The sequence below is a fragment of the Polaromonas vacuolata genome, assembly GCF_012584515.1.
In the GTDB taxonomy this organism is placed as follows: Bacteria; Pseudomonadota; Gammaproteobacteria; order Burkholderiales; family Burkholderiaceae_C; genus Polaromonas; species Polaromonas vacuolata.
Window position 1 is genome coordinate 946,126 of record NZ_CP051461.1, and the last position, 16,863, is coordinate 962,988.

A 16,863-nucleotide genomic window follows, 5' to 3' on the forward strand; every position below is an offset into this window, starting at 1 on the left:
ACAGTGTGGGGATGAATTATCCAACTCTTGAAGATGCCGTCGGTAAAACACCGTTGGCTAGACTTCAGCGCATAGGCGCTGCTGACAACGCAACTCGCAACAATATTATTTTGGGCAAACTTGAAGGCAATAATCCGGCCGGCTCGGTCAAGGACAGACCGGCTCTGGCGATGATTAAACATGCAGAGGAACGCGGTGAGATCAAGCCCGGCGACACCTTGATTGAGGCCACCTCTGGCAACACCGGTATTGCCTTGGCTATGGCTGCTGCGATTAAGGGCTACCGAATGGTGCTCATCATGCCGGAGGACTTGTCGATTGAGCGGGCCCAGACTATGAAAGCTTTCGGCGCTGAGTTACTACTCACCCCCAAAAGCGGCGGCATCGAATATGCGCGCGACTTGGCCATGAGCATGCAGGCGGATGGCAAGGGCAAGGTTCTCGATCAATTCGCTAATTTTGATAATCCACGCAGCCACTATGAAAGCACCGGCCCGGAAATCTGGGCTGATACGCACGGTAAGGTGACGCATTTCGTCAGCGCCATGGGAACGACTGGCACCATTAGCGGTGTATCGCGGTTTTTGAAAGAAAAAAATCCAGCGATTCAAATTGTTGGTGCTCAGCCCAGTGAGGGCTCACGTATTCCCGGTATTCGCAAGTGGCCAGAAGCTTATATGCCGGCTATTTACGATCCTCGTCACATCGATCAGGTCACACAGGTCAGCCAACTAGATGCGGAAGACATGTGCCGCCGTATGGCGCGCGAGGAGGGTATTTTTGCGGGCGTTTCCGCTGCCGGTGCTTGCTGGGTAGCCCAGCAATTGAGTCAAACCGTGCGGGACGCAGTGATTGTCTTTATCGTCTGCGACCGCGGTGACCGCTACCTCTCCACCGGGATCTTTCCCGCATGAACACCACTTTTCGTTTTTGTCCTCAATGCGCTAATCCGCTCGCACCTATCTCTCGCATGGAAGATGGGGGTGAAAAAACCCGTATGCGTTGCGCCCAGTGCGACTATGTCCACTGGAATAATCCGACGCCGGTGCTAGCGGCGGTGGTCGAGGTTGGCGGTCAAATTTTGCTGGCGCGCAATGCCGCTTGGTCGGGCCGTATGTTTGCGCTAATCACCGGTTTTATGGAGGCTGGCGAGACGCCGCAGTTCGGCATTGCACGCGAGATCAAAGAGGAAACCAATTTAGACACTAGCGCGCTCGACCTGATTGGTGTGTATGAGTTTGTGCGCCAAAACCAAATCATCATTGCTTACCATGCGGTCTGCACTGGCGATGTTGTGCTGTCGCCTGAGTTAGCCGAGTATCGCTTGTACGACCCACAAAACATTAAGTGCTGGCCTGCGGGCACCGGCTACGCAATGGCTGACTGGCTTAAGTCGCGCGGTCATAGTCCGACTTTTGTGGAGTGGCCTAAGGCTTCCTAAGTATCCGCTTTTGAGGCCTGCCAGCGCCGTTGGTCTTTGTCCGCTGCGTCTATTTATAGTTAACTGCTGGGCTAAAATTTGTTTTCATTAAAGGACGCTCAGCCATGCACATAGACAAAGAACTCGACACCAGCAATCTCAATTGCCCGTTGCCCATACTCAAGGCAAAAAAGGCTTTGGCCGAGATGCAAAGTGGCGAAGTTTTGCGTGTGTTGTCTACCGATGCTGGATCAATACGTGATTTTCAAGCTTTTGCTAAACAAACTGGTAATGACTTGTTGGAGCAAAAAACTGAAGGCGCATCTTTTTTCCATGTACTTAAGAGGCGTTAAATTTTTGTAAAAAATTAGTGACAGGCTTTAACAGTCGTTATCTGATGCTATCAACTCTTAATTGTATTTACAGGTTAAAAGTGATAGAAGAAACTTGCAAAAGTCTAGCGGCTGACTTTTGCTAGTTTTTCTAAATCCGTTGATTTTGAAGTCAGAACTTTTTTAATCGAGTTTGAGCTGGGCTAGATATTGTTTAAATTCAGCGCCCACTTCGTGGTGTTGCAAAGCCAGCTCGACGGTGGCTTGTAAAAATCCTTGCTTGCTGCCGCAGTCATAGCGTTTGCCCTTGTATTCAAAGGCGTAGACGCTTTCTTGCGCGATCAAACTCGCAATCCCGTCGGTTAGTTGAATCTCACCGCCTACGCCGCTGGTTTGCTGGCGGATATGCGCGAATATTGCCGGTGTCAAAATGTAGCGACCGGCCACACCCATGAGGGACGGTGCAACTTCAGGGGCAGGTTTTTCTACAATCTTGTTGACTCTCAATAAACCTTTTGACACTACATCGCCGGCCACTATGCCGTAGCGACGCGTGTGCTCGGGCGGTACTTGTTGCACAGCGAGAATCGAACTTTGCAATTCGTTGAACTGCTCGACCATTTGCTTCATCACTGACGGGCCACCACTAGGGCCGACCATTAAGTCATCAGCCAATAGCACGGCAAAGGCTTCATTACCCACTAGGTGTTCGGCACACAAAACGGCGTGGCCAAGACCTAGCATTCGGTTTTGGCGAACATAGGAGAAGTTCATGCCTTCAGGCTGGACTGACTTAAGGATTGCCAAGAGTTCGAATTTTTTGGCTTTTTCGAGTTCAGTTTCTAGCTCGTAGGCATTGTCAAAATGGTCTTCAATCGCGCGCTTGCTGCGGCCGGTGACGAAAATCATATGGCGAATACCGGCTTCATAGGCCTCTTCAACCGCGTATTGAATCAATGGCTTGTCAACGACAGGCAGCATTTCTTTGGGCTGGGCCTTGGTGGCGGGAAGAAAGCGGGTCCCTAGTCCTGCAACCGGAAATACGGCTTTTTGGAGAGTAAATTTTTCAATGACGTTCATGTGTAAATAGTTCTAAAATTTGCATGTACTGTAGTGCGTAAACAATAGATTAAAACATCTCGAAAATAAATGACCAAAGTAGGCATAGAAATAATCCTGTTTAGGCATAAAGCACACCTCTTTCGCCATCTCAACTAGCTAAATATTAGTCAGCCAAAATTACAATGTTCTTGTCTTAGCGCTTGGTATTAGACCGCCAAGCTGCAAAAGGAGTACCAAGCTTTGGACATCTTGTTATTAGACGCCTTGATGCCAGCGGCCAGAGCCTGGCTGGAGGCTCGCTATGAGTTGGCTTTTTGTCCCGAACTGGCGCAAGACTCAGTTGCTCTGCGTCAAAAGGCTCACAGGGCCTGCGCGATTGTCTTGCCGCGAAAGACGCTACTCACCCGTGAACTCATCGCTTTCATGCCGCGGCTCAAGGTGGTGTGCCGGCTGCATACAGGCATTGACAACGCCGACCTAGAGGCTTGCAGGGAACGCGGCATCAAGGTCGTGCATGCGAGCAGTGCCAACCTCAGATCTAACGCGGAATATTTACTCAGTAGCTTGCTGCTTTTGTATAGGCGCGGCCTAGTGTCGTCCCTCATGGGGCGGCGCCTTGCCAGTGTCCCGATCGGTCGAGAGCTGCATGGCAGTACGGTGGCCATACTTGGACTGGCGCCCACAGCTCATATTCTGGCCAATATGTTGCACAGCCTAGGGGTTAAGTTAATTGGCTATGACCCCGTTGTGCCGCCTACAGCGCCGGTCTGGGCACAACTCAAGATAGAGGCAGTTTCGCTGCCTGAGATGATTGCCCGAGCTGATGCTGTGTCGGTGCAGATGCTGTATGCCCCCCGTTTTAAAGATTTCATCAACCATGCTTTGCTCGCTAACTGTAAGCCGCATCAGCTGTGGGTAGGCATTAGCCGCAGTGAGCTGTTCGAAGAACGCGCTCTGGCCGCTGCGTTAGTCGATGGTCGGATTGAAGCATTTATTCTTGATGGTGCCAGTTCCAGCTTTGCTGGACCAGACTCACCGCTGACGGGGATTAAAAGCTTCTTCATCACGCCGCGGCTTGCTCCCCACACCCGCGAGGCCAAACTGCGTTCGAGTTGGTTTTTGGCGCGTCGTCTGGATGAGGTGCTTAGCGCTCCTAGCGTTGATGCCAGTACTGACACCAGCTCTGATGCGATGGTGAGGCACCTGCCCATGGATATACCGATAGATATACCGATGGACATACCCATGTTGGCTTCGCCTTCACAGTGGGGTGAGTCGCCGTCTGGATTGAATGCTGGCCTTTGATCTCCGGCGAACAACCGCTTAAAAGCTAAGTCGGCTTTGCCAGAGCCGACTTTTTTTTCCTTTACAAACGCAGCAATTGCTCTTTAATTTTCTCCAGCGTCGCGCTGAAGTCGGCTAGTCGCTTGTGCTCTTGCGCCAGCACCGCCGGCGGCACCTTGGCCACGAAAGCTTCGTTAGCCAGTTTGGCGTTGACCTTGATCAATTCGCCTTCGAGGCGCGTAGCTTCTTTGCCCAGACGGGCTTTTTCTGCCACCACATCGACTTCCATGTGCAGACAAACACGTGCTTCACCAACCATGGCCACGGGTGCGGATTGCGCTGCTGCGGCCCAAGCGGCTTGATCATCAAACAACTTGACTTCGCTAAGTTTTGCCAACGACTTGAGCACCGGTGCGATGGTGTTCATAAAGTCGCTGTCGCCGACCACAAATAAAGGCAGGCGGGTGGCCGGTGAGACATTCATTTCGCCGCGCAGATTGCGGCAAGCGTCGACCAAGGTTTTGAGCTTGACCACATGGGCTTCAGCTTGCAAATCGATTTTTTCGCTTTGGCTTTGTGGGTATGCCGCTTGACCAATCAGCGGGCCTTTTTGCATGCCTGCGACGGGCGCGACTTTTTGCCAGAGCTCTTCGGTGATGAAGGGAATCAAGGGGTGAGCCATACGCAATATGCCTTCTAGCGTGCGTATCAAGGTACGGCGGGTGGCGCGTTTTTGTGCGTCTGTGCCGGTCTGAATTTGCACTTTTGCGATCTCTAAATACCAGTCGCAAAATTCGTCCCAGACGAATTGGTAAATGCTGCTAGCCACATTGTCTAAGCGGTAGTCAGCAAAGCCTTTGGCGATGTCGGCTTCAACTCGTTGCATGGTCGAGGAGATCCAGCGGTCGGCTTGCGAGAAGCTCAGGTAGTTGTGAAACTCCGCGCCCGGTGCGCATTGCGCCTTGGTGTGCTGGGCTAGGCCGCAGTCTTGGCCTTCGCAATTCATCAGCACAAAGCGAGTCGCGTTCCAGAGCTTGTTGCAAAAATTGCGATAGCCTTCGCAGCGCTTGCTGTCGAAATTGATGCTGCGACCCAAGCTTGCCAGTGAGGCAAAGGTAAAGCGCAGCGCGTCCGCGCCATAGGCGGGAATGCCGGCTGGGAATTCTTTCTCAGTGGTTTTACGCACCTGTGGTGCGGTCTCTGGCTTGCGCAGACCTTGTGAGCGTTTCTCTAATAATGGCGTTAATTCAATGCCATCAATCAAGTCAACCGGGTCCAGTACATTGCCCTCCGACTTGCTCATTTTCTTGCCTTGCGAGTCCTTCACCAAACCGTGGATGTAAACGTGTTTAAAAGGGACTTTGCCGGTGAAATGCTTGGTCATCATGATCATTCGGGCGACCCAAAAGAAGATGATGTCGTAGCCTGTGACAAGTACGCTTGACGGCAAAAACAAATCGAGCTCTTTGGTTTTTTCAGGCCAACCCAAAGATGAAAACGGCACCAGTGAGGATGAGTACCAGGTGTCAAGCACGTCTTCATCGCGGCGCAATGTTTTGCCGGGCGCTTGTTTTTGGGCGTCTTCTTCGTTGGCGGCGACGTAGACTTTGCCGTCCTCGTCATACCAAGCTGGAATCTGGTGGCCCCACCAGAGCTGGCGCGAAATACACCAGTCTTGGATATTGTTCATCCACTGGTTGTAGGTGTTGACCCATTGCTCGGGCACAAAACTGACTTCGCCGTCGCTGACAGCATCACGCGCTTTTTGGGCGATGGATTTGCCGGTTGGGTCGCTCTCGCTGACCTTGCTCATGGCGACAAACCACTGGTCGGTCAACATCGGTTCGACCACCGCGCCGGTCCGGGCACAGACGGGTACGGTGTTTTTATGCGGTACGGCTTTTTGCAAAAAGCCACCTTTTTCTAAGTCCACCAGCAAAGCTTTACGGCAGTCGTAGCGGTCCAGACCTTGGTAAGCCGCAGGACCGTTCTCATTGATCTTGGCGTCTAGCGTGAAGATGGTAATTAGCGGTAAGTCGTGGCGCAGCGACACGGCATAGTCGTTAAAGTCGTGCGCGCCGGTTATCTTGACGCAGCCGCTGCCGAATTCACGGTCCACAAAGTCGTCCGCAATCACCGGAATTGAGCGATCGCACATTGGCAAGTCAACGCGCTGGCCAATCAGGTGCTTGTAACGCGGGTCTTCGGGGTGTACGGCCAGCGCGCCGTCGGCCAACATGGTCTCGGGGCGGGTAGTGGCGATGTGCATGCCGCGCATCGGATTGCCATCGGCGTCTAGCTGTGGGCCGTCGCTAAAGCGGTATTCGATATGCCACATAAAGCTGTCGCGGTCTTCGTTTTCAACTTCCAAATCAGACACCGCCGATTTGAGCACCGGGTCCCAGTTGACTAAGCGCTTGCCGCGGTAAATCAGGCCTTGCTCATAGAGCTGGACAAAGGTGGAGGTCACTACCTTGGACATTTTGCTGTCCATGGTGAAGTACTCGTATTTCCAAGACACCGAGTCGCCCATGCGGCGCATCTGGCGCGTGATGGTGGCGCCGGACTCTTCCTTCCACTCCCACACCTTGGCGACAAAATTCTTGCGGCCTAGGTCGTGGCGGGTTTTGCCTTCGGCTTGTAGTTTGCGCTCGACCACAATTTGCGTGGCAATGCCCGCATGGTCGGTGCCCGGCACCCACAGGGTGTTGTGGCCCAACATACGGTGGTAGCGGGTGAGCGAGTCCATGATGGTTTGGTTAAACGCATGACCCATGTGCAGCGTGCCGGTGACATTGGGCGGCGGTAATTGCACGGAAAAAGATTCTTTTTGCGCGTCCAGCGTTGGGTCGTACTGACCGCTTTGCTCCCACAGATCGCCCCATTTGGCCTCAATCGCTGCGGGCTCAAAAGACTTGGCCAAGCTGTCTAACGCAGGGGTGGGCGCGAATACTTTGATGGCTTCTGGCGGAGTGGACGCTGGGGGAGTTGCTGCTTGTGTCATGGGGGCAATGAGAAAGCGGCATCCGGGAATGCCGCTTGTGGGTTGTGAGGGAGTTGGCTTTATTTTATTCGACTCCGCACTGGCTATTGTTTTGCGCTTGTTTGCTACGTTTATAAGCCTGTAGACATATCGAATTTAGGCATCAGAGATGCTGGCTTAGGGAGTAGACATACAGGATGAATAACCTGCATCCGCACAGTGCCATTGGCTTAATCATGCCTAAGCAGTGCTCTGCGGCAGGAGAGGACAAAAGGAATTTTTAGTTGGCACAGTAGTTGCATTGTGGTTGATGTCTGCGATTGAACGCCAATCTTTTGGAGTCGGATCTTGTAAGCGCTCTCCAACCTTCTAACGCAAGCCCTTAGCCCCAATAAAAGGAAAAAAATGGCCTACCTCGCCCCTTCAGAGTTTGTCACCAAAATGGTTGACGCCGGTGAAGCCAAAATCTTCATGTCCACCCGGGACACCCTCATCCGAGCCTTTATGGCGGGTGCGATTTTGGCTTTAGCAGCAGCTTTTGCCGTCACTATCAACGTGCAAACTGGCCAACCCTTGGCTGGTGCCATCCTTTTTCCCGTGGGCTTTTGTATTTTGTATCTGCTGGGTTTTGATCTGCTAACGGGCGTGATGACGCTTTGCCCGTTGGCATTAATAGACAAGCGCCCGGGCGTTACTTTGCGCGGTGTGCTGCGTAACTGGTGGCTGGTGTTTGTGGGCAATTTCGCAGGTGCTTTCACTGTGGCTTTGATGATGGCGGTCATTTTTACCTTTGGCTTTGAAACAGCGCCTGGCAAGGTAGGTGAAGCCATTGGTCACATCGGTGAAAGTCGCACACTGGGTTATGCCTCACATGGTGCTGGCGGTATGTTGACTTTGTTTCTTCGCGGTGTGTTGTGTAACTGGATGGTGTCTACCGGCGTTGTTGGCGCAATGATGTCCACCACCGTGTCGGGCAAAGTGATAGCCATGTGGATGCCAATCATGTTGTTTTTCTATATGGGTTTTGAGCATTCCGTCGTAAACATGTTTTTGTTCCCCTCGGGCTTGATGTTGGGCGGTAACTTCTCCCTTTATGACTACCTTATCTGGAACGAGATTCCCACGGTATTGGGTAATTTGGTGGGTGGCGTGGCTTTTGTCGGTCTGGCTCTGTACTCGACCCATTTGCGCACCGCGCCTAAGCGTGTTGCTTAAGCCTATTTTTTATAACTGACGTGACAGCATTGGTGCACTGTTGCACCAAGCTGGCGTATAAATTTTCTAAATTAAACCTGAAAGTAAAACTATGAATCGCAACGACGTAACCGAGATGATTATTGGTGTAAAGATAGCCAAGAGCATCAAGTGGTCTGATGTGGCTGAACAAGTCGGCCTGTCTAAAGAATGGGTCACAGCCGGGTGCTTAGGCCAGATGACTTTTGATGCCACTCAAGCCGCCAAGGTGGGGGAAGTATTTGATTTACCCGCAGCAGCCATCGCATTGCTTCAAGTGGTGCCCTACAAAGGCTCATTGATTACCGCCGTGCCTACTGACCCTTTGATTTATCGCTTTTACGAACTCATCAGCGTTTATGGCACCACGTTCAAAGCCCTCATTCACGAGGAATTTGGCGACGGCATCATGTCAGCCATTGACTTCAAGATGAACTTGGCGCGTGAGCCTCATGCCATGGGTGACCGGGTTAGCATCACTATGTCGGGCAAATTTTTGCCATACAAATCCTATTGATTGTGTTTCTCCTTAGGCTGCAGCGGCTAAGGCTGCATGCCTAGCGGGCTCACCACCATACTTCACGCTTATGCAAATCTCGGTTGGCCAGTACTCTGACAAAGGTCGAAAGGCGGTTAACCAAGATTTTTGTGATTTCCGTATTCCCGATGAACCTCAGCTCAGTGCCAAAGGCATAGTAGTTGCACTGGCTGACGGTATCAGCAGCAGCCAAGTCAGCCAAATCGCCAGCAAGGCAGCAGTCACGGGATTTATCGAAGACTACTACTGCACTTCTGACGCGTGGTCGGTTAAAACCTCGGCTGAACGTGTGCTAGTGGCCACCAATGCTTGGCTGTCTGGTCAGACCCGGCAAAGCCCTTATCGCTTTGACAAAGACCGGGGCTATGTCTGCACTTTTAGTGCGTTGGTGCTTAAGTCCACCACGGCACACTTACTTCATGTGGGCGACAGCCGCATTTACCGTCTGAGCGGTCAGTCGCTGGAGCAACTCACCAGCGATCACCGCATTTGGTTATCTTCGGAGCAAAGCTATCTCAGTCGGGCTTTGGGTGCAGACTCGCAACTCGAAGTGGACTACAAAGCCCTACCGCTAGCGCTTGGCGATGTATTTTTATTAGCCACTGACGGCGTGTTTGAGTTCGCTGAGCCTGAGTTTTTGGTGACGACTTTGCACAATGGATTGGCCCAAGCACATGGGCTAGATGCTGCGGCTAAGCTAATCGTCGAGCATGCCCTAGCGCGGGGCAGTACTGACAATCTCACCGCGCAAATCGTGTTTATAAAGGCATTGCCTGCACCTTCTGCGGGCGAAATGCCAGAACGCTTGCGCCAGCTCTTACTGCCGCCACTGCTGAGCGCCCGCACAGAGTTTGACGGCTACAGCATAGTGCGTGAGATTCACAGCAGCAGCCGCAGCCACGTTTATTTAGCCCTAGACAACGCCAGTCAAACCACGGTGGCGCTGAAAACGCCAGGCGTTGATATGCATTTAGACGCGGCGCATTTAGAGCGCTTTTTGCTTGAAGAATGGGTTGCCCGGCGACTCAATAGTCCCTACATCCTCAAACCCATGCCGCCCGAGCGTGAGCGCCACTACGTCTATGTGGTTAACGAGTTCATCCAAGGCCAGACCTTGGCCCAGTGGATGATTGATCACCCCAAACCCAGCCTTGATACGGTCAGGGCCTTGGTGGTGCAAATTAGCAAGGGCTTGCAGGCGTTTCACCGGCTAGAGATGTTGCACCAGGACTTACGCCCAGAAAATATACTCATAGACCACACCGGCACGGTCAAGATTATTGATTTCGGTGCTACCCGCGTCGCTGGCCTGGCCGAAACCGCAGCGCTAGGCACGCTAGAGCACATTTTGGGAACCCCTCAATACACTGCGCCTGAGTATTTTTTAGGCGAGCCGGGCAGTAGCCGGTCTGACTTGTTTTCGCTGGGTGTGTTGACCTATCAAATGCTGACTGGTGAACTTCCTTTTGGCGCCGAAGTTGCCAAAACTCGCACTGTTCTGGCTCAGCGTAATCTGCGCTACAACTGCGCATTAGCGGATGACCGTGAAGTGCCAAGTTGGATTGACGCCGTGTTGCGCAAGGCAGTCAACCCGAACCCCGAGAAACGCTACCAAGAACTTTCAGAGTTTGTGTTTGATCTGCACCAACCCAACGCCGAATTTGTAAACAGCCGCCGCGCACCATTTTTAGAGCGCAATCCTTTGCTGTTTTGGAAGCTGCTGAGCTTGTCGCTGGCATTAGCCTGCTTGGCGTTGATCGCAGGATATAGCCGCGCTTGAGATAAAAAAAGTGCGGGTTCCGAATCTTTAATGAATCGCGGATTCAAGTCTGAAGTGCAACTTTGAAATTAACCGTACGGGTGGGTGAGATGTGAGAGCATCCAAGCTTCCCGACTACCAAGTCAAAGTTGCCCAGAATGATTTACACACACCTCACCCGTGACGAACGTTACCAGATTGCAATCCTCGTCAAAGCAAACTTCAATCAAAGTGAAATTGCAAAAATGATGGACCGTGATAAATCGAGCATCAGCCGTGAGTTGCGTCGTAACCGCGGTCTACGAGGCTATCGCCCTAAGCAGGCAAATGACAAAGCCCAAGAACGTAGACTTGCCTGCGCCAATAGTCCTAGAGTTGCTGACTCGACATGGGCTGTAGTGGAGGAAAAGTTGGCTGAGGCTTGGAGCCCCGAGCAAATCAGCGGCCACCTCGAAGCTAGCCACCAACCCGGTGTTAGCTATGAGAGCATTTACCAGTACATCTACGCTGACAAACGCGCGGGCGGCACCTTGCATAAAACACTGCGTTGCCAGAAGACGCGAAAAAAACGCAGCAGTGGCCGTGAACGGCGCGGCACCATCTCTCACCAGGTCTCAATAGAACTGCGACCCGACATCGTGCTTGAGCGTGCGCGCTTTGGCGACTGGGAGGCTGATCTGGTGATTGGTGCCGGGCAGAAGCAAGCACTAGTGACGATTAATGAGCGTGTCTCTCGCTATTCAATAATTTTCCACGTGCCATTCAAAACAGCGCAAGTCGTAGGGGACGCGTTAATCACTTTACTCAAACCGTTCGCTCATTGCGTGCACACTCTCACGACTGATAACGGCAAGGAATTTGCCCAGCATGAACGAATAGCTTCTGCGCTGAGTGCAGATTTCTTTTTCGCCCATCCATACGCCTCGTGGGAGCGTGGGGCGAACGAGAATATGAACGGTTTGATTCGCCAGTTTTTCCCAAAGGGGATGCGCTTTAATTGCATCACCGACGATGACATTGCTTTAGCGATGCACAGGCTCAATCATCGTCCTAGAAAATGTTTAGGGTATCGAACGCCGCATCAGGTTTTTATGGAACAGTTAGAGTCCTATCAGCATACGGTTGCACTTCAAGCTTGAATCCGCCAATCAAAAAATGGTTTAGTTTTTTAGTTTGCATTTTTAAATGTGATGCCAAATTAGCATGACGCGCCGGGGATTTTTTGCGGCGTTGAGTTACTAATTTTGGTCCTAAATTTTTGGTCCTAAAGTTAGCGTTATTTTTTGTGTCGGCGTCACTACGTTTGCGGTAAAACTGCCCCGTCAATAGTCAATAAATCCGTTATCTCGTGTGGTCAAGCGCCGCTAGCGCCAACGCAAGTCTTGCAAAAAAATCTTGCCGCGATTAGGATTTTGCGAGGGATTTTTTAGAAAAAAAATAATGACTTTTATTTTTAACCGGCCTTTGATTGATAGTGTTTACGCCTTTGAGGCAACAAGCGCTAGTTTAGTTAGCAGGCTTTTTACCTAACGTAAATCTGGAGAATGTTTATGGTTCAACTACTCAAAGCCGTGGCTGCTTTTTCTGCATTAGCTGTTGCCGCTCGACCATCTGATCGTGATGTTCCTATGAGCCCAACACCACGCAACAGCTACCCGCAACTTGGACAGGAAAATATTCCCAACACACCGCTTTTGAGTCGACAAATCAGACAGCTGCTGCAGTCAAGCCTACCCACCACTGACATCCCCACCACCACAACTCCGTTCGTACCCACGACCGACTTTCCCACTACCACCACTCCGTTCGTACCTACGACCGACTTTTTCACCACTACAACTCCGTTCGTACCCTCGACCAACCCTCCCACTGCGCCGCCTCAAAGTAACACCACTACTACCGCGCCGCCTACAAGTACAGCCACCACTACCGCGCCGCCTACAAGTACAGCCACCACTACCGCGCCGCCTACAAGTACAGCCACCACTGCCGCACCGCCTATAAGTACAGCCACCACTACCGCGCCGCCTACAAGTACAGCCACCACTACCGCGCCGCCTACAAGTACAGCCACCACTGCCGCACCGCCTATAAGTACAGCCACCACTACCGCGCCGCCTACAAGTACAGCCACCACTGCCGCACAGCCTACAAGTACAGCCACCACTGCCGCTCCGCCTCCAAGCACAACCACCACTGCCGCACCGTCTACAAGCACAGCCACTACTACTACGCCGCCTCAAAGCACCGCCACCACTACCGTACCGTTTACAAACACGGCCACCACCACTACCGCACCTCGTCAAAACAGCAGCAGCACGATAGCCGTGCTGTCTCAAAACACTACAACCACCACTGCCGTTCCTCTTCAAAATAGCAGCAGCACGACTGCTGCATTTTCTCAAAATTCAACCACTACGACTTCTCTAAACAGCATCACCACAGATCCGTACACCACTACAACTTCTCCTAACCTCATCACCACAGATCCGTACACCACCACGACCTCTCCAGACCGCACCACCACAGATCCATTCAACGGCACCGATACTGATCCTGACGGCGTCAATACTGATTCCACGTCTACTAATTCCAGCACTAATGCTAGCCATAAATTAAACACTGGCGAGGCTGTTGGTGTGGGTGTGGCTATTGGTGCTCTAACTGGTATTGCTATAGGGGCCTATGGCCATAAAAAGTACAGCGAGAGAGACGCGGAAGAAAGTATGAAATCAATGGGAAAAAGGTCGCAAAAAGATGTGGACGACGCTGTTTTAGCCCGCGCGATATTAAAAGTAGAAAATAAAAACAATTCCCCTGACCAATTGAGGAAAGCGGATCAGGCAGTGACGGACGCATTAGAGGCACTAAAAGAGTTCAAAAATCCTGTTTCGATATCTCTAAGCGAGTTAAATAGACCGGCAGAAAAAATAGCTACTCCAAAAACTGCTGATTTTGAAAATAAGTATTCAAGGAATTTGAGTAATTCAAATGTTAGTTTTGAGTCAAGGGAACCCGAAGAAAATGCTGGTGGTACTGGTCTTTTATAAGCACCACGCCGTATTTTTACAAAGAGTTTTTTTACTCTGCGTTTGCGTAGTGAAATACCAAAACTATTTTAAAAATCCCCCTTTAGCGATGAAAACCGCAAGCCAATATTGGCTTGCCAATCGCAGTGCAATGCGCGTCGACCCTGCCAAGTCAAAAATTATGGCGCGACATGCGCTAGTCATGCTTGATTGATTTTTTCTGTCCACTGTAGTTATTGATGACTGGCTTAGCTTGATATTTCTCACACCGCTTGCGGGCAGAAAATATAGAGCTAACCGGACATTGCTGGACTTTGTCAGATATACCCAGATATCTCTAGGGATAGGCAGATAAAGCCCGTATCAGTGGGTTTGCTACTTTAGGTACTAAGTACAGTTACGATAGCCACAGGCGCAGTCATCTGGCTGCATTAATATGTGTTGCACCGGCTTTCCCAAACACCATGTCGCTAGCGGTAAAGTCAGTTGTTCATCCGATTCTTTGAGAAATACCTTTCATGCAGTTTTTACTCTCGCCGGCTAAATCTCTTGATTACGAGACTCCCGCTCATATCGCCAGCCACAGCCAGCCGCTGTTCACGCCCCAGTCTGCCGAATTAATTGAGGTGCTCAAGACGCAGTCACCGCAGCAGATAAGCGCTTTGATGAAGCTATCTGACGCGCTGGCCAATCTAAATGTGGCGCGCTATCAAACATGGTCGCCGCGTTTTACTGCACAAAACGCCAAACAGGCGGTACTGGCTTTTAATGGCGACGTCTATGAGGGGCTAAACGCCAAAACACTCAGCGAGCGCCACTTGATCTGGGCGCAGCAACATGTCTGCATACTCAGCGGCTTGTACGGCGTGCTCAGGCCGCTGGACTGGATGCAACCCTACCGGTTGGAAATGGGTACTGCGCTGGTCACAAAGCATGGCAAAAATTTGTACCAGTTCTGGGGCACACAGATTGCCGACTACCTTAACGCCAAGGCGGCGACGGATATTTCACCGGTGATTGTTAACTTGGCCAGTGAAGAGTATTTCAAGGTTGTTGACCGCAAGGCGCTCAAGGCGCGGGTGGTGAACTGCGTATTTGAAGACTACAAAGGTGGCAAGTACAAAATTATCAGTTTTCATGCCAAGCGCGCGCGCGGCCTGATGCTGCGCTATGCGATTGAGAACAAGCTCACAAGTGTTGATGCACTGGAAGGCTTTGACGCCGAGTCTTACTCGTTTGAGTCCGAGGCCTCTACGCCAGATCGATTAGTTTTCAGACGCAGGCTGGTCGACTGATCCAATTGACTTAAATACCCGCTCGCAAAAAATCCAGCAGACCTTCCTCCAGACTGAGCAAGCCAGCAAGCTTTTTAAAGGAATTTTTGTGTATGAATTCATCGGCCAGCACTCCTTCTTCGATACAACCCGGCCAGCCACTCACGCCAGCGTTACAGGCTTGGATCACGGCGCAGTCAGCTTTGGGACGTACCCGACAAAGTATTTTTAAATCCATGCTGGACGCGGGTTGGCTGGCCGTTAGCGCCAGTCTTGCTCTGCGGCTGACGGACGAAGAAAACGCGGCTTTTGGCGTGCCGCTACTGGCCGAACTGCTAAAGAGCGTCGTCGCTCTGCCTTTGTCGGTGCTGGATGCCGACTCCAATATGGTCGACGCCGGTGATAAATGGGTGCAGGTCTTGGCGCATCAAAACAATTTGCAAAAGGTGGTGTTTGGCAATTTGCTTAGCTCTGCCGAATGCGACACCTTGATTGAACAGGCCAAACAACGCTTGCTGCCAGCGCTAATCGGTGAGGCGCTACCCAGTTGCCAAGGCATGGTGTTTGAACGCAGTGAAAATGCGGTGCTGCAGCGCATAGAAGCGCGAATTGCTAAGTCACTGAATTGGCCCGCACAAAACGGCGAAGGTCTGCAAATACTGTATTACCCAGCGCGCCCGTCCGAGGTGTTGCTTGAGGATTCAGATGCAGCCAATAGCCAGACACAAAACGAGCCCTTTTCGCCATTTGCGCCCTTGGCTAGCGCTGGTATTTCTGGCCCACCAGCGCGTGGCGGCAGGCGCGTAGCGGCGGTAGCTATCTACCTCAGTCAGCCGGATGCAGCCTGCCTGAGTGACTGGAAAGATCTGGACATGACAACGCAATTGCGGCGCGGCAATGCGATTTTTGAGAGCTATCCATCACCCATTCCAAACGCAGCGTTACCGCACAGTTTTAAGCCACCACAAGACTCGGCATGGATAGCCATCAAGTGGTTGCGCGAACGCGAAACAAGTTAAAACCACCACCTATGAAGATTATTGCGAACGGAATTTCTATAGAGGTCGAGGACAGCGGCGCAGGCTTTGATGCGGCTGGTCAGCCATTGCCCACGCTGCTGCTCATCATGGGCTTAGGGATGCAATTAGTGGCCTGGCCACAGACCTTGGTTGCTGGCTTGGTCCAAGCTGGTTTTAGGGTGCTGCGCTTTGATAACCGTGACATTGGCTTGAGCCAGCACTTTGACAGCTTGGGCACGCCCAACTTGCTGTGGGAGGGCCTGAAATACCGGCTTGGTATGAGTATTAGTCCCCCCTACACGCTGCAAGACATGGCGCGCGACAGCTTGGGCGTGTTAGATGCACTTAACATTAAACAAGCACACGTGATGGGCGTGAGCATGGGCGGCATGATTGCTCAGCGCTTGACGCTGCTAGCGCCGGCCCGTGTTGTCAGTCTGGCCAGCATCATGAGTTCCAGCGGTGCGCCAGGTCTACCTGCCACGGATGCAGCGGTTACGCGCGTGCTGCTGAGTCGGCCGCGCGATAAAAGCGTGGCCGCGGCGCAAGAACACACCATGCGGCTGTTAATGGCTATCAGTAGCCCCGGATTTCCTTCTGAAGAAGCGACGCTGCAAGAGCGCGTCGCCAGTTCAATAACGCGCAACTATCACCCCCACGGCCTGATGCGGCAAATGATGGCCGTTGTGGCGGACACCACGCGGGCTTTTGAGCTGGGATCGATTCGCGTCCCTACGCTGGTTGTTCACGGCACCAGTGACCTGCTGGTACCGCTGGCGTGCGGGCAAGATACAGCTAAACGTATTTTTGGTGCCAAATTAGAGATGATTCAGGGCATGGGTCATGATTTGCCCGCAGGTGTGATTGCACGTTTGTTGCCTTTGTTGGCTACGCATATAAACGCTAGCGCCGCGGCGTCTCTAAAATAGC

15 protein-coding genes are annotated in these 16,863 nt (G+C 52.0%); 12 read left to right on the forward strand and 3 right to left on the reverse strand.

All coding sequences use genetic code 11. From position 1 onward, the window contains the following. Positions 1–11 precede the first annotated feature (11 nt). The 3 genes from cysM to HC248_RS04480 all read left to right on the forward strand — a co-directional run bounded on the left by cysM (position 12) and on the right by HC248_RS04480 (position 1,773). Positions 12–914: a cysteine synthase CysM gene (gene cysM, locus HC248_RS04470; RefSeq protein WP_168921455.1), complete on the forward strand. Its 903-nt coding sequence runs from the start codon at positions 12–14 to the stop codon at positions 912–914. Continuing rightward, complete coding sequence (locus tag HC248_RS04475) at positions 911–1,441, forward strand: NUDIX domain-containing protein (protein ID WP_168921456.1); 531 nt, start codon at positions 911–913, stop codon at positions 1,439–1,441. Before cysM ends, HC248_RS04475 begins: the two co-directional genes overlap by 4 nt. 104 nt (positions 1,442–1,545) lie before the next feature. After that, a complete protein-coding gene (locus HC248_RS04480) occupies positions 1,546–1,773 on the forward strand; it encodes a sulfurtransferase TusA family protein (protein WP_168921457.1) in 228 nt (75 codons plus the stop codon). 162 nt (positions 1,774–1,935) lie between these two features. Here the strand turns inward: HC248_RS04480 and galU are convergent, their stop codons facing one another. Further along, entirely contained in the window at positions 1,936–2,832 is an 897-nt protein-coding gene (gene galU, locus HC248_RS04485) for a UTP--glucose-1-phosphate uridylyltransferase GalU (protein ID WP_168921458.1), read from the reverse strand. Positions 2,833–3,054: 222 nt separating this feature from the next. On the opposite strand from galU, the gene HC248_RS04490 reads away from it, so the two are divergent. After that, positions 3,055–4,119, forward strand: a complete 1,065-nt coding sequence (locus HC248_RS04490) for an NAD(P)-dependent oxidoreductase (RefSeq protein WP_168921459.1) — start codon at positions 3,055–3,057, stop codon at positions 4,117–4,119. 61 nt (positions 4,120–4,180) lie between these two features. On the opposite strand, the gene HC248_RS04495 is transcribed toward HC248_RS04490, so the two are convergent. Then, a complete protein-coding gene (locus HC248_RS04495; RefSeq protein ID WP_168921460.1) occupies positions 4,181–7,102 on the reverse strand; it encodes a valine--tRNA ligase in 2,922 nt (973 codons plus the stop codon). Positions 7,103–7,486: 384 nt separating this feature from the next. Here HC248_RS04495 and HC248_RS04500 point away from each other — a divergent pair, with 384 nt between their 5' ends. From HC248_RS04500 to HC248_RS04515, 4 genes are all read left to right on the forward strand, one after another. Beyond that, positions 7,487–8,296, forward strand: coding sequence for a formate/nitrite transporter family protein (locus HC248_RS04500; RefSeq protein ID WP_168921461.1), 810 nt, complete (start codon positions 7,487–7,489; stop codon positions 8,294–8,296). Between the two features lie 91 nt (positions 8,297–8,387). Then, the gene (gene cynS / locus HC248_RS04505) at positions 8,388–8,831 is read left to right on the forward strand and encodes a cyanase (RefSeq protein WP_168921462.1); all 444 of its coding nucleotides are present in this window, start codon (positions 8,388–8,390) and stop codon (positions 8,829–8,831) included. Positions 8,832–8,901: 70 nt separating this feature from the next. After that, positions 8,902–10,632: a bifunctional protein-serine/threonine kinase/phosphatase gene (locus HC248_RS04510; protein ID WP_168921463.1), complete on the forward strand. Its 1,731-nt coding sequence runs from the start codon at positions 8,902–8,904 to the stop codon at positions 10,630–10,632. Positions 10,633–10,769: 137 nt separating this feature from the next. Further along, a complete protein-coding gene (locus tag HC248_RS04515; protein WP_168921464.1) occupies positions 10,770–11,750 on the forward strand; it encodes an IS30 family transposase in 981 nt (326 codons plus the stop codon). 740 nt (positions 11,751–12,490) lie between these two features. Here HC248_RS04515 and HC248_RS04520 read toward each other — a convergent pair. Then, positions 12,491–12,835, reverse strand: a complete 345-nt coding sequence (locus tag HC248_RS04520) for a hypothetical protein (RefSeq protein WP_168921465.1) — start codon at positions 12,833–12,835, stop codon at positions 12,491–12,493. 103 nt (positions 12,836–12,938) lie between these two features. Here HC248_RS04520 and HC248_RS04525 point away from each other — a divergent pair, with 103 nt between their 5' ends. The 4 genes from HC248_RS04525 (at position 12,939) to HC248_RS04540 (ending at position 16,862) form a co-directional block, all read left to right on the forward strand. Further along, entirely contained in the window at positions 12,939–13,661 is a 723-nt protein-coding gene (locus HC248_RS04525) for a hypothetical protein (protein ID WP_168921466.1), read from the forward strand. A 497-nt stretch (positions 13,662–14,158) separates the two neighbouring features. Next, positions 14,159–14,935, forward strand: coding sequence for a peroxide stress protein YaaA (yaaA, locus tag HC248_RS04530; protein ID WP_168921467.1), 777 nt, complete (start codon positions 14,159–14,161; stop codon positions 14,933–14,935). Between the two features lie 92 nt (positions 14,936–15,027). Continuing rightward, positions 15,028–15,933 (forward strand): prolyl 4-hydroxylase family protein, encoded by a 906-nt coding sequence (locus tag HC248_RS04535; RefSeq protein ID WP_168921468.1) that lies wholly within the window; start codon positions 15,028–15,030, stop codon positions 15,931–15,933. An 11-nt stretch (positions 15,934–15,944) separates the two neighbouring features. Then, positions 15,945–16,862 (forward strand): alpha/beta fold hydrolase, encoded by a 918-nt coding sequence (locus HC248_RS04540; RefSeq protein WP_168923668.1) that lies wholly within the window; start codon positions 15,945–15,947, stop codon positions 16,860–16,862. Position 16,863: the final 1 nt, after the last annotated feature.